Source organism: Psychrobacter sp. NPDC077938 (genome assembly GCF_044542635.1).
Lineage (GTDB): Bacteria > Pseudomonadota > Gammaproteobacteria > Pseudomonadales > Moraxellaceae > Psychrobacter.
Genome location: NZ_JBITUW010000006.1, coordinates 191,184 through 203,911, shown reverse-complemented (window position 1 = coordinate 203,911; position 12,728 = coordinate 191,184). Strand labels below are relative to the sequence as shown.

Below are 12,728 nucleotides of genomic sequence, written 5' to 3'. Positions count from 1 at the left end.
TGAGCTGGTTATATGTTTGTCTTTATAACATGACAAGCGCACAGTGCTATTACCCATTTTACTAACAGTAACTGGCTATTTATTTTAATTCAAAACGTAGCTTTCGTTATATAGAAAGGAGTTTCAAATGGTATACCAAGGAAATCGCATCACGGTGACAATGCTAGAGGATGGCATCGCCAACATGCAGTACAACGCCGAAAATGAGAGCGTGAACAAATTTGATGCCGAAACCAACAAGCAGTTCGGTGAAGCAGTTAGTGCGTTAGAAAAAGCCGACAACGTAAAAGGTCTTATCGTTACTTCAGCCAAAGGCGTGTTTATCGCTGGTGCTGATATCACAGAATTCGTCGGTTCTTTCAAAAAATCAGAAAGCGAGATCAAAGATTGGGTCGTTCATGTTAATGACGCTTTCAATCGTTTTGAAGACCTACCATTCCCTAAAGTTGCGGCTATCAATGGCGCGGCGATGGGCGGCGGTTGTGAAATGACTTTGGTTTGTGAATACCGTGTCATGAGTGACAAAGCCATCATCGGTCTGCCAGAAACTCAGCTAGGTATCTTCCCAGGTTTTGGCGGTACAGTTCGTAGTACGCGTATTATCGGTATCGATAACGCACTTGAGCTGATCGCGACTGGTAGCCCAAAGAAAGCATTGGCAGCATTGAAGCTAGGCTTGGTTGACGCGACTGTACCTGCTGACGACTTACAAGATGCAGCAATTGATCTAGTCAAAAAATGTATCTCAGGTGAGCTTGATTGGAAAGCAAAACGTGAAGAAAAACTGGCTCCAGTTAAGCTAAACCAACTTGAGCAAGCAATGGCGTTTAACAGTGCTAAAGGTGCTATTTTCGCTAAAGCCAATCCTAAGCAGTATCCAGCACCAGCGCTAGCAATCGAAGCCATTGAAAAACACGTTAACCTACCACGTGACAAAGCGATCGAAGTAGAAGCGGCTGGTTTTGCAAAAGCGGCTAAAACCCCACAAGCAGAAAGCTTGGTTGGTTTGTTCTTAAACGATCAATTGGTTAAAAAGTTAGCGAAACAGCATAGCAAATTAGCACATGAAATCAATGAAGCCGCCGTACTAGGTGCTGGCATCATGGGTGGCGGTATCGCTTATCAGGCAGCCAGCAAAGGCTTGCCAATCATCATGAAAGACATCAAGTCTGAGCAATTAGACCTTGGTATGGGTGAAGCCAGCAAGCTACTTGGCAAAATGGTTGATCGCGGCAAGATGACCCCAGCAAAAATGGGTGAAACCTTAAGCCGTATCCGTCCTACTTTGAACTATGGTGATTTTGCTGAGACTGATATCGTTATCGAAGCGGTCGTAGAAAATCCAAACGTGAAGCGTGCGGTACTTAAAGAAGTAGAAGGTCTAGTAAAAGACGACTGTATCCTAGCGTCAAACACCTCGACTATCTCTATTACGTTCCTAGCAGAAGCGCTTGAGCGTCCAGAAAACTTCGTTGGTATGCATTTCTTTAACCCAGTACACCGTATGCCATTGGTAGAAGTTATCCGCGGTGAGAAATCATCTGAAGAAGCCATCGCGACTACCGTTGCACTTGCTTCTAAAATGGGTAAAGTGCCAGTAGTGGTTAACGATTGCCCAGGTTTCTTAGTTAACCGTGTATTGTTCCCATACTTTGGCGCTTTTGACTTGCTACTGAAGCAAGGTGCTGACTTTGCTCATGTTGATAAAGTTATGGAAAAATTCGGCTGGCCGATGGGTCCTGCATACCTAATCGACGTAGTCGGTCTAGATACAGGTGTACATGGCGCAGCAGTGATGGCTGATGGTTTCCCTGATCGCATGAAGCCGGACTATAAAGGTGCTATCCAGCATCTATATGACAATGAGCGTCTGGGTCAGAAAAACGGTATCGGTTTCTATAAGTACGAAATGGACAAGCGCGGTAAGCCGAAGAAAGTTGCTGATGAAGCCACTTACGAGCTGCTAAAAGCCACGACCGATAGCGAAAAGCAAACGTTTGATGATCAAGCAATCATCGATCGCACTATGATTGCCTTCTGCAACGAAACCGTTCGCTGCCTAGAAGACAACATCGTAAGCACCCCAAGCGAGGCCGATATGGCGATGATTATGGGCGTAGGTTTCCCTCCATTCCGTGGTGGCCCATGCCGTTATGTCGACCAAATGGGTCTAGATAACTACTTGGCACTATGTGAAAAATACGCACATCTTGGCAAAGCTTATGAAGCGCCACAAAAGATTCGCGACATGGCAGCCGCAGGCGAGACTTTTTACGCAACAGCGTAATAGTCAGTCATTACTAGGATGAAGTGCAGTACGTTTGCTATTTTGCATGAAAGCAATTGAGACATGAACCGTCTCCAATAGCGAACGTACGATTATAGTTGGTTCGGTTTAACGCTAGTACGAGGGAATCAAGCACAAATGTACCTATTGTACTTTGAGCGGGATTGACAAGGTAATAGGCGTAAATTGGGCTGACTACACTGACAATAAAAATTGAAAAGGAATATGGTATGACAACTTTAAGTCCAAAAGATGTGGTCATCGTAGATGGCGTACGCTCGGCAATGGGCAAGACCAAAAACGGTATGTTCCGTCATGTACGTGCTGATAGCATGTCAGCGGAACTAGTACGTGCGCTAGTAGAACGTAATGACTTTGACACCAATGATATCGAAGACATTATCTGGGGTTGCGTCAACCAGACGCTAGAGCAAGGTTTGAACATCGGTCGTAACATCGGTTTGCTAGCTGGTATCCCAAAGACTGCTGGTGGCCAAACGGTTAACCGTCTATGTGGTTCTTCTATGCAGGCGCTACATACTGCTGCTGCACAAATCATGACCAACCAAGGTGATGTATTCATCATCGGTGGTGTTGAGCACATGGGTCACGTAGGCATGATGCACGGTGTTGATTTGAACCCTGCTGCTTCTAAGCATTATGCAAAAGCGTCAAACATGATGGGCTTGACTGCTGAAATGCTAGGTCGTATGAACAACATCACGCGTGAAGAGCAAGACGCGTTTGGTCTTGAGTCACATCGCCGTGCATGGGCAGCAACCACTGAAGGTCGTTTCGACAATGAAATCATCGGTATCGAAGGTCATGATGCTGCTGGTCGTCTGCAACTATGTACGGTTGATGAAGTGATTCGTCCAGACGCAACGATGGAGCAAATGCAAAAGCTACGTCCAGCGTTTGATCCAAAAGGCGGTACAGTAACAGCGGCAACCTCATCTGCATTATCCGACGGTGCTTCAGCGATGCTAGTAATGAGTGCACAAAAAGCCAAAGATCTAGGTCTAAAGCCACGTGCCCGTATTCGTAGTATGGCTGTTGCTGGTTGTGATGCCGCTATCATGGGTTATGGTCCTGTACCTGCTACCCAAAAAGCATTGAAGCGTGCTGGCATGAGCATCGATGACATGCAAACCATCGAGCTAAACGAAGCATTTGCTGCTCAAGGTCTATCAGTATTGAAAGGTCTAAACCTATCTGATAAGCAAGACATTGTTAACATCAACGGTGGTGCCATTGCTCTAGGTCATCCACTAGGATGTTCAGGTGCTCGTATCACAGTGACATTGCTAAACGCGATGGAGCAGTCAGATACTGAAATCGGTCTAGCGACCATGTGTATTGGTCTTGGCCAAGGTATCGCTACTATTATTGAGCGTGTTTAATCTTATTGATACAAACAAGTTTATTTGAACACTCAATAAACAGCTACTCGCTAACGGAAAACCTCTAGTCATAACGGCTAGAGGTTTTTTTATGGGTTAAATTAATAGTTAGCCAGTTAGTAAATCACAGAGTCGAAAAACACAGTATTACGGCGATTAAAAATTATCTCCATTGACGCATTCATGAAACTATGACTAAATAAGAGAAAGATGAACCATGGCACTGTTTATGATAATTCTAAAATAGTTTTTAGTTGCAACTGTCAGCCGTACAAGGAGTGTACTATGTCTACTATGATTAATGATCGCACCTATCGAATCGCTCGTGAGAATACCCAAGCGATGATTGTTGATGTGCAAGAGCGCTTAACGCCGCATATCTATGACCACGAAAATATCGTCAAAAAAACCGTTACCTTGATTAAAGGGCTGCAAGCGCTCAATATTCCAATCATGCTCAATGAACAATATAAAAAAGGCTTGGGCGATACCTTACCAGAGCTGCGCGACGTACTTGAAGGAGATAATGCCAAGAGCTTTGAAAAGGTTACCTTTAGTGCCTGCGATAATAATGATTCATGGCACCATCTAGCGCAGCAGAACCGTAGTACTGTTCTGCTTTTTGGTGCTGAAGCTCATGTCTGTATTATGCAGACGGCACTGGATTTATTGGATAATGGTATGCAGCCTGTCATTATTGGGGATGCGGTGGGTTCTCGTTTTCCTTATGACAAAAAGCAAGCAATTCGCCGTATTCGCCGTGCAGGTGGGGTGATTAGTACTGTCGAATCAATCTTATTTGAACTGTGCCGTAGCAGCGAAGATCCTGCGTTTAAAACCATTATTAATTTGATTAAGTAGGTGGTTAAGCTTTAGTTGCTTAAAGACTTGGATAAATGTCAATTTAACCATTTATCTTCTAATTTATAATAGATAGCGCTTGGTAAAATAAGCGCTATTTTTTTGATAACGGTAATAGTCTTTTAATCATTGCTAGATATCAAACTAACCATAATACCTTGAGCAATGAAATTTAAAATCGCCAGAAATTATAAGTATTAAAACCAATAACTAGAGAAAGCCAGAGAAAATCAATGTCGCAAGCCAGCTCTATATCACTCACTCATTCCGAATCTACTTCATCTATCGATATCGATGATGTCACTCACTTCTTATTGGAGTTAGATGCGCTCAAACGCGTGAATCGCCGCAGCTATGTGACACAGACCACTCGCAAAGAAAACTCTGCCGAACACTCTTGGCATTTAGCGATGGCCTGTTGGTCGATTGCTGAATTATTTGCGCTAGACGTCAATCATGAAAAGTTGCTGAAGATGGCATTAGTCCATGATTTGGGTGAGATTGATGCTGGAGATACTTTTTTGTATGCTGATACGCGTACTGATGCACACGTCGAAGAGCGTGCAGGCATTGCCAGATTGCAACGTGAGCGAGGCAATGGCATTAGTGATTTGAGTGAGGTTTGGGAAGCGCAAGAAACAGGAAGTAGCAAAGAGAGTCAGTTACTCAAAGTGGTCGATCGCTTATTGCCGTTTTTACTCAATCTAAATACCAACGGTAAAACGTGGATTGAGCTTGGCGTTACGCGCTCGCAAGTGGCGGATGCGCATGCATTTATCAAAGACAGCTTTCCTCCTATTCATGATTGGCTCTCACATAATATTGCATACGCAACTCAGAAAGGCTGGTTAATTGACGCGTAAGTCTGCATAAAAAAAGCCCAATTAAGCATGATAATTTACGCTTAACTGGGCTGATATTTTAAGTGCTTTTATACAAGCATGTTATTAAGCGTTTGCCATTCCTAGCAATTGACCCATTTGCACGACGCTATTGGCTTGCATACCATCTAGCCAGTCAGCCTTTGCTGCTTTTGGTAATACTACGATAGCCGTTGAGCCTAGATAGAAGCGTCCGAGCTCTTCGCCTGCTGCAAACTGCATATCATGATCAGACTCGAATATGTCGTCAGTACGAGCAATCTTGCCTGTCGCGACGGTTTCGATACCAGCGACAATCATAGCACCAACCATCACAACAGCTGCTTTGCCATACTTGGTATCAAACATACAGACCAGACGTTCATTACGCGCAAACAAGTCTGGCACGTTAGCCGCCGTAGTATTGTTGACCGAAAACAGGGTGCCAGGCACATAGCGAGTCTTGGTCAATGTGCCAGTAAACGGCATATGCACACGGTGATAATTGCTAGGTGCTAAGTAGATAGTTGCAAAACTACCATCAGCGAAATAACTGCCATCTTCACTATCAGCAAGTAATTGGCCGACATCATAGTGACGACCTTTTGCCTGTAGTAGTTTGTGGTCTTCGATTTGTCCTAGCTGAGAGATAATACCGTCTGCAGGGCTCACGATACCATTTGCAGTGGCGTCGATAGTACGAGCATCTTCTTTTAACTCGCGGGTAAAAAAGTCATTAAAACTTTCATAAGCGTTGAGGCTTTGGCGTTCGTACTCGTCTAAGCTGATATTATAAGCTTTGGCGAAGCTACGGATAAAGGTGCGTTTGACATAAGGATGACGACTGGCGGCCAAACGTCCAGCGACTTTACTGAGCTTTTGCTGCGGCACAAGCTGTTGTAAGGTGGTAAATACATTCATAATAAGGCTACCAAAATAAGGTGTAATGTAATAGGGGCGTGTTGGAAATTCGACCATGGCACTGACAGTGGATAAAATTGCGCCATACTACGTTGTAAATCTAGATAAGGCATGAGCATTATCGTCGTTTTACACCTTGTCTGGAACAGTTTTAGCGATCCGCAGTACCTATTTGTGAATATCAAACACGCCCTAATAATAGTTAAGTTAATGACGGTATTTTATCATGGACAGCATATTATTGTATGGCCATAATCTGTTAAGGAATTAGTAAATGAAAGCACTCATACAACGGGTGAAGCAGGCTAGTGTGGTCGTCGATCAGCAGTGTATTGGCGAGATTGAACATGGGGTGTTGGCATATATTGGCTTAGGGCACGAAGACGATTTTGCCACTGCCCAGCGTATGATTGACAAAATACTGACTTATCGCATTTTTGAAAATGACGATGATCCGGCCAAATTTGGTAAACTGGATAAAAACGTTCAGCAGGTTGCTGGTGGGTTGCTTTTAGTTTCACAATTTACCCTAATGGCAAAAACAGACAAAGGGCGCCGACCAGACTTTGGTGGAGCGATGGCACCTGCTGCGGCGCAAGCGTTATTTGAAAAACTGGTCGACTATGCCAAAACGAAACACCCGAACGTGGCAACTGGTCAGTTTGGTGCTGATATGCAAGTGTCGAGCGTCAATGATGGGCCGCTTAATTTTTTACTAGAAATCTGATTTTAGAGTGTCATCAAGCTGTCATAATTAATCCGTTTAATAGGTAGAGACTGGTGAGTATATATCGCCTTTTTACATGCTAGATTTTGTCCGCTAACACCGAGAATGTCCTATGTATAATGAGCAAATTTTGATTGTTGAAGATGAGCCTGCGATTCGTGAAATGGTTGTCATGACGCTAGAGATGGCTGGGTTTGATAGCTTGCAAGCGGCTGACGTATCAGAGGCGCATCAGCAAGTGGTCGATCATAGACCGTCACTGATACTGTTAGATTGGATGTTGCCGGGTGACAAGAGCGGTGTGGATTTTTGTCGTATGCTCAAAAACGATGAGCTACTCTCTGAAATACCAGTCATTATGCTAACAGCAAAAAGTGAAGAAGACAGTAAGGTGCATGGTCTTGATGCAGGCGCAGATGATTATATGACCAAGCCTTTTTCGACTCGTGAGCTGATTTCTAGAATCAAAGCCGTACTACGCCGCAGTAGCGCGATGAGCAGCGACAAACCTATCGAAATTGGACAGTTAAGTCTAGATACTAAGAGTCAGCGCGTGACAGCTGCAGGTAAAATCGTTGATGTTGGGCCCACAGAGTATCGTCTATTGGCATTTTTTATGAGTCACCCTGAGCGCGCCTATACACGCACGCAGCTGCTCGATCAGGTATGGGGCGGCAATGTATATATCGAAGACCGAACCATTGATGTGCATATCAAACGTCTACGTAAATTACTGCGACCTTATGACTGTGATACATTGATACAGACGGTACGTGGAACAGGCTACCGATTTTCTAGCCTGATTGAGCCAAGTTAATCTTGTACAAATAATGCCGCAGCAATATTGAGGCAGCGGATAGTGGTAAGGATAAAAAATGGACAAGATAGCGCCAGCACAAAGTGAGCAATCAGCTCTACTAGAGCAAATATCTACTCAAAGTACAGCGGAGCAACTCAAAAAAATCGGCAGTGCACTACGAGCCCTGCGTGATGCAGTGATTTTGCTCAATAATACTGACGGTTTAGAGTGGTGGAATCAGGCAGCACAAGACTTATTGCTGCTACAGCCAGAGGACAAAGGTCAAAATATTTTTGACTTTATTACTGTACCTGAGTTCCGCCAGTACTATGAAGGTACAACGATACCCAACGATGGCGTCCATATAGAATCATGGCGAGATCCTAGTCGCTACTTAAAGTGCGAATTGACCCCTTTTGGCGATGAAAAATTGCTGTTTGTATATGACGTGACTCGCCTGCGGCACTTAGAGCAAATGCGTCAGGATTTTGTGGCGAATGTCTCGCATGAGCTTAGAACACCGTTAACTGTGATGATGGGCTATCTGGAAAATTTCTCCGATCAGCCAGATATGCCGCCGCAATGGCGTCGCGGTTTTGAGCTGATGACCCAGCAAACTGCCCGTATGAACAGAATTGTGAACGACTTGCTGCTACTGTCTAAGATCGAAATCGAAGAGTCACACGAGCTGCATTATATAGATATGACTAAGCTACTGACCAATATCTACGACGATGCACAGGCCTACAATCAAGCGTACAAACATATTATTCATTTGCATATAGATACGTATGATGGGCTGTACGGATCAGAGATGTACTTGAATAGTGCGCTATCCAATTTGGTAATCAATGCAATCAAATATACACCAAAGGGTGGCAATATTACTATTAGCTGGACAAGGACGTCTGATGGCTGCCGTTTCGCGGTCGAAGATGATGGGATCGGTATTGCGTCAGAGCATATCGCCCGTTTGACAGAGCGTTTCTATCGTATCGACAAAGGTCGTAGCCGTGCGACAGGTGGTACGGGGTTGGGATTAGCGATTGTAAAACACGTGTTGCACCAGCACGAAGCGCAATTGCAAATCGATTCAGTAGAAGGGGAAGGGTCGACATTCAGTGTGGTATTTCCCTCAAACTATGTCAGATCCGTCACAGCCAATTAATATGATTTCTAGTCTGTATTAGCGTTCGTTTTTCGGCTTCAGTTTTGTGATTAATATAAACCTAGCATGACTTCAAATTAGGATAACGACATACTTTTCTATATTCGTTAATCCTTTTGCAAAAGCGGATAAGGGTTGACCGCACTGCCATTAATATAGATACCATAATGTACATGTGTCGGTGTACCTTTTGCATTACCGCTATCACCTACATAACCTATCACATCGCCCTGATTGACCCAGTCATTGGGGGAGATGTCAGCATAGTCTTCTAGATGAGCGTAGTAATGTCCTGCGCCACCAGGCCCTACCACCACGACTACGCGTCCACCCAAGGTGTTTTCACCAACCTTGCTTACTACGCCTTGCGTGGTCGACTGCACGGGAGTGTTGCGCGGCGCAAAGATATCGATACCTTCGTGGGAGCGGCCTTGACTACGTGCCGCGCCCCAAGTGTCTGTCAGGTTTCGTTCTGGTAGTGGACTGGGCAAGCTGTTTTCGGTCGGCAGTTCTTGTTGCAATAGACTCAATTGTTGCCATTTGGCAACCACAAATGACTGCGTTTGTTGACTTATACTGGGTAGTAGCTTATCGAAGACAAATAACAGTGCTAGCAATACAACAGCCTTAATCAATAGGCTTATTAAACGACTGAAAAAAGAAGGTCTGGGAGGCTGGTTATTTCCATCTGCTAGCATTGATGTCTCATATATATTTGATGTCATTTGAGTTTTTATTATAAAAGCTTCGTTTGATAACGTATGTATCGCATTGTTATCTATCGTTTTTACCCCCATAGATATTCTTATGGTTAAGGATATAGACAGCAAATACAGTTTTATCTACTTAACATTTCTGCTGAGCATAGATAGTTGCTACTGATGGTTAATACTTTATGAATGATGCTTTTAAGCCTGCTGATATTTCTACCATGCGCGAAACGGCGCTGGTTATCGATACCGAAACAGATCAGGGCAGTGATCCTAGACCTATCCAAGTTGCTACTATCAATGTAGCAACTGGTTTTGAGTGGATGAAATACTTTAACAGTGGTCGATCTATTTCACCTATTGTCATAAAGGTGCATGGTATTACCGATAATGACGTAGCCGGTCTAGAACGTTTTGAGCTAGAACAGTTTGAATTACCAGAGTACTTGATTGGTCATAACGTACGTTTTGATTGGCGAGTGATTGGCAGTCCTTCTGCTAAGCTGATTTGTACGGTGAGACTTGCGCGGGCAGCTTTTCCAGAATGGCGTGCTTACGGTCAGTCCAAATGTATCGAGCAGCTGTTGGGCAAGGGTGAGGCGAGTGCAATGACGATTGCCGCTCATGATGCGCTTGGCGATGCTCGGATGTGCTATCTGCTGTATCAAGCATGCTGCGAGCGTCTAGAAATTGCGCCGACAAATTTTGCAGCGGCACATGCTATCTCCAATAAGGCGACTCCTGTGAACAAGATGCCGTTTGGTAAGCATAAAGGCAAGCCGATCAAGGATGTGCCTATCAGCTATGTTAAATGGATGATAGGCAATATTCATAACATGCAACCTTCGCTGTATTCGGCACTGACTAAGCGCTTAAAACTGGAAGAAGCAGAAAACGCGAAAAAGTAATCTAAAGTATCATGGGTCTGCTATGTAAGGTGCGACATGCTGCTAAGCTTATGGTTGGTCGTGCAACCATGTCACCGCCATCTGCCATAGCTGCGGCGCTTTCATATTGGTCTTACTGCTAAAATAGCGCATATGACCGATATGATTTAGTCCAAAATCTTCAGGGTCCAAGAAACGCTTTTCGACAGGCATTTTTGTAAATACCCTTATCATATCGTCCATGTTTTCACTGTTGGCGATATCGTCATCGCTAAAGCCAAGCCATAGTGCTGGCATGCTGAGCTCATCATAGAAATGCGTATGTATGCTTTTGCCAAATGCGGTTTTGATATAGCCTGCGCCATTGCACCATTCACGCCATTGACGAGCCACACCGCGTGGCAGCGGCTCACCCATACCGATTTTGTCTGATGGCGTATAGCCCAGTGTTAAATTAGTGAATGGAATAAACGCATCCATAAATCCCATGGCTTTGAGCTTATATGGCATGCCCATGTTTTTGATACGTCCTGACGAGCAAGCGACATTGAACACTGAGCCAATCGCCTGATAGTTGGGCATCAAGCCGATGAGTTGACCACCTGCGCTATGACCGATGAGATGATAAGTCGTATCAGGAAACTCATCTTGTAAGGCATCAAGTACAGCCGGCATGTCATGGCGACCCCAACTGATCAAGGAAGCGCTACATTTTGCCAGATCGGTCGATAGTGACTCACCGATTCCTTCGTTATCAAAGGTCAGCACCCCGAAGCCGCTTTCTGCTAGGTAGGTCGCAAAATTATGATAAAAGTGGCGCTTAATACCTGTGGCGGGTGCCATCATGATAGCTTTTTTTGTCGCACCTTTAGGGCGATAGACAGTGGCTGCCAATGCTTGGTTGCGATCGGTCATGATGCTTAATGAGTAAGTATCAATATTGCTCGCGTCATTCATATTACTTTTATTAGTGAGAGTGCCATTAAGCACAGAGCTTGATAGCTCGGCAGTGGGAGAGGCGTTGTGATTATCCATGGGTATACCTTAGTATTTTTATTAGTAGATAATGAATATCGGGCTATGATGAACAATAAATGCGCACCTTGAAATTGTAGTCGTTGCGTAGTGATAAATCGTTGTGACTATGTGGTAGCATTGCTTATGTTAAGATAAATGCTAGCAAGACAGTTGCTCAAATATGACTTCCAAGTTTCGTATAGCTTGGTTGAGTTTGTCTTATGAATCATGTGCATGACAATATAAATGATAGGTGTCGGTATGCAGCCTTCACTAATAACAAGCACTCAATAAAAACTGACAGGTAATTAAGGAAGCTATATGCAAATGAAAATCAACGATGATACTTATGACGTAATCACAAGCAAAGACATTACAAATATTGAAAAAGCAGTCGACAAATCTGCCTTGTCCATGCCGCTCGTGGCTGTGTATTGCGGTTCGCGCTTGGGCAACGGTGACGTATACGAACAGGCAGCACGCGAGCTCGGTAGCGCCTTGGCAAACAATGGTATGGGGCTAGTATATGGTGGCGCTAGTATCGGTCTGATGGGCGCAGTTGCGGATGAAGTAATTAATGGCGGCGCGCAAGCAGTGGGCGTGATTCCAACCTTTATGCTTAAGCACGAAATCGCTCACGAGCAGCTGACTCGCTTGCATTTGACTGACACTATGCACACGCGTAAGACCGTCATGGCAGAGTATGCCGATGCCTTTATCACGCTACCGGGCGGGCTAGGCACGTTAGAAGAAATTATGGAAATCGCCACGTGGCGTCAATTGTACCAACACGAAAAACCAATGATTATTTTGAACATCAATGGTTTTTATGACCGTATGATTGAGCATTTGAAATATACCACTGAGCAAGGCTTTATGAAGCAGGAAGATTTAGATCGTCTAGTGGTGTGCAATACCATCAGTGAAGCGATCGATATGCTACAAACAGTAGTGACCATAGATGATTCTGTGGATACGGAGAAAATGGCTGGTAGTAATAGTTAGGCCGTATAGCTATTCATACACAGCAAATGCTTAAATATTAAAAGCTATTGCAAAAAAGGAGCAGATAACCAAATCTCGGTTAT

At 44.2% G+C, this 12,728-nt stretch carries 12 protein-coding genes; 9 read left to right on the top strand and 3 right to left on the bottom strand.

Features of this window, described 5'->3' with window-relative positions; translation table 11 throughout:
* The first annotated feature begins 127 nt into the window (after nt 1–127).
* The 4 genes from fadB to ACIGBM_RS11465 all read left to right on the top strand — a co-directional run bounded on the left by fadB (nt 128) and on the right by ACIGBM_RS11465 (nt 5,414).
* Entirely contained in the window at nt 128–2,287 is a 2,160-nt protein-coding gene (fadB, locus tag ACIGBM_RS11480) for a fatty acid oxidation complex subunit alpha FadB (protein WP_397477829.1), read from the top strand.
* 230 nt (nt 2,288–2,517) lie between these two features.
* Complete coding sequence (gene fadA / locus ACIGBM_RS11475) at nt 2,518–3,690, top strand: acetyl-CoA C-acyltransferase FadA (RefSeq protein WP_057761795.1); 1,173 nt, start codon at nt 2,518–2,520, stop codon at nt 3,688–3,690.
* Nucleotides 3,691–3,975: 285 nt separating this feature from the next.
* Entirely contained in the window at nt 3,976–4,551 is a 576-nt protein-coding gene (locus tag ACIGBM_RS11470; RefSeq protein WP_101205330.1) for an isochorismatase family protein, read from the top strand.
* Nucleotides 4,552–4,784: 233 nt separating this feature from the next.
* Nucleotides 4,785–5,414, top strand: a complete 630-nt coding sequence (locus ACIGBM_RS11465; protein ID WP_397477828.1) for an HD family hydrolase — start codon at nt 4,785–4,787, stop codon at nt 5,412–5,414.
* 84 nt (nt 5,415–5,498) lie between these two features.
* On the opposite strand, the gene asd is transcribed toward ACIGBM_RS11465, so the two are convergent.
* Nucleotides 5,499–6,332 (bottom strand): archaetidylserine decarboxylase, encoded by an 834-nt coding sequence (asd, locus tag ACIGBM_RS11460; RefSeq protein WP_165597216.1) that lies wholly within the window; start codon nt 6,330–6,332, stop codon nt 5,499–5,501.
* 274 nt (nt 6,333–6,606) lie between these two features.
* Here asd and dtd point away from each other — a divergent pair, with 274 nt between their 5' ends.
* The 3 genes from dtd to phoR all read left to right on the top strand — a co-directional run bounded on the left by dtd (nt 6,607) and on the right by phoR (nt 9,026).
* Nucleotides 6,607–7,059, top strand: a complete 453-nt coding sequence (dtd, locus tag ACIGBM_RS11455) for a D-aminoacyl-tRNA deacylase (RefSeq protein ID WP_397477827.1) — start codon at nt 6,607–6,609, stop codon at nt 7,057–7,059.
* 112 nt (nt 7,060–7,171) lie between these two features.
* Nucleotides 7,172–7,876, top strand: coding sequence for a phosphate regulon transcriptional regulator PhoB (gene phoB / locus ACIGBM_RS11450; protein ID WP_057761786.1), 705 nt, complete (start codon nt 7,172–7,174; stop codon nt 7,874–7,876).
* Nucleotides 7,877–7,934: 58 nt separating this feature from the next.
* A complete protein-coding gene (phoR, locus tag ACIGBM_RS11445) occupies nt 7,935–9,026 on the top strand; it encodes a phosphate regulon sensor histidine kinase PhoR (protein ID WP_191114286.1) in 1,092 nt (363 codons plus the stop codon).
* A gap of 107 nt (nt 9,027–9,133) precedes the next feature.
* Here the strand turns inward: phoR and ACIGBM_RS11440 are convergent, their stop codons facing one another.
* Entirely contained in the window at nt 9,134–9,724 is a 591-nt protein-coding gene (locus ACIGBM_RS11440; protein WP_397477826.1) for a M23 family metallopeptidase, read from the bottom strand.
* A 197-nt stretch (nt 9,725–9,921) separates the two neighbouring features.
* On the opposite strand from ACIGBM_RS11440, the gene ACIGBM_RS11435 reads away from it, so the two are divergent.
* Nucleotides 9,922–10,644: a putative quorum-sensing-regulated virulence factor gene (locus ACIGBM_RS11435; RefSeq protein ID WP_397477825.1), complete on the top strand. Its 723-nt coding sequence runs from the start codon at nt 9,922–9,924 to the stop codon at nt 10,642–10,644.
* 48 nt (nt 10,645–10,692) lie between these two features.
* Here the strand turns inward: ACIGBM_RS11435 and ACIGBM_RS11430 are convergent, their stop codons facing one another.
* Nucleotides 10,693–11,580 (bottom strand): alpha/beta fold hydrolase, encoded by an 888-nt coding sequence (locus tag ACIGBM_RS11430; protein ID WP_397477857.1) that lies wholly within the window; start codon nt 11,578–11,580, stop codon nt 10,693–10,695.
* 381 nt (nt 11,581–11,961) lie between these two features.
* Between ACIGBM_RS11430 and ACIGBM_RS11425 the strand changes: the two genes are divergently transcribed.
* Entirely contained in the window at nt 11,962–12,645 is a 684-nt protein-coding gene (locus tag ACIGBM_RS11425) for a TIGR00730 family Rossman fold protein (RefSeq protein ID WP_397477824.1), read from the top strand.
* Nucleotides 12,646–12,728 lie beyond the last annotated feature (83 nt).

What these genes read in the sequence shown, in the direction of transcription:
- fadB (WP_397477829.1), top strand. Translation starts at nt 128, where the DNA reads ATGGTATACCAAGGAAATCGCATCACGGTGACAATGCTAGAGGATGGC.
- fadA (WP_057761795.1), top strand. Translation starts at nt 2,518, where the DNA reads ATGACAACTTTAAGTCCAAAAGATGTGGTCATCGTAGATGGCGTACGC.
- ACIGBM_RS11470 (WP_101205330.1), top strand. Translation starts at nt 3,976, where the DNA reads ATGTCTACTATGATTAATGATCGCACCTATCGAATCGCTCGTGAGAAT.
- ACIGBM_RS11465 (WP_397477828.1), top strand. Translation starts at nt 4,785, where the DNA reads ATGTCGCAAGCCAGCTCTATATCACTCACTCATTCCGAATCTACTTCA.
- asd (WP_165597216.1), bottom strand. Translation starts at nt 6,332, where the DNA reads ATGAATGTATTTACCACCTTACAACAGCTTGTGCCGCAGCAAAAGCTC.
- dtd (WP_397477827.1), top strand. Translation starts at nt 6,607, where the DNA reads ATGAAAGCACTCATACAACGGGTGAAGCAGGCTAGTGTGGTCGTCGAT.
- phoB (WP_057761786.1), top strand. Translation starts at nt 7,172, where the DNA reads ATGTATAATGAGCAAATTTTGATTGTTGAAGATGAGCCTGCGATTCGT.
- phoR (WP_191114286.1), top strand. Translation starts at nt 7,935, where the DNA reads ATGGACAAGATAGCGCCAGCACAAAGTGAGCAATCAGCTCTACTAGAG.
- ACIGBM_RS11440 (WP_397477826.1), bottom strand. Translation starts at nt 9,724, where the DNA reads ATGCTAGCAGATGGAAATAACCAGCCTCCCAGACCTTCTTTTTTCAGT.
- ACIGBM_RS11435 (WP_397477825.1), top strand. Translation starts at nt 9,922, where the DNA reads ATGAATGATGCTTTTAAGCCTGCTGATATTTCTACCATGCGCGAAACG.
- ACIGBM_RS11430 (WP_397477857.1), bottom strand. Translation starts at nt 11,580, where the DNA reads ATGAATGACGCGAGCAATATTGATACTTACTCATTAAGCATCATGACC.
- ACIGBM_RS11425 (WP_397477824.1), top strand. Translation starts at nt 11,962, where the DNA reads ATGCAAATGAAAATCAACGATGATACTTATGACGTAATCACAAGCAAA.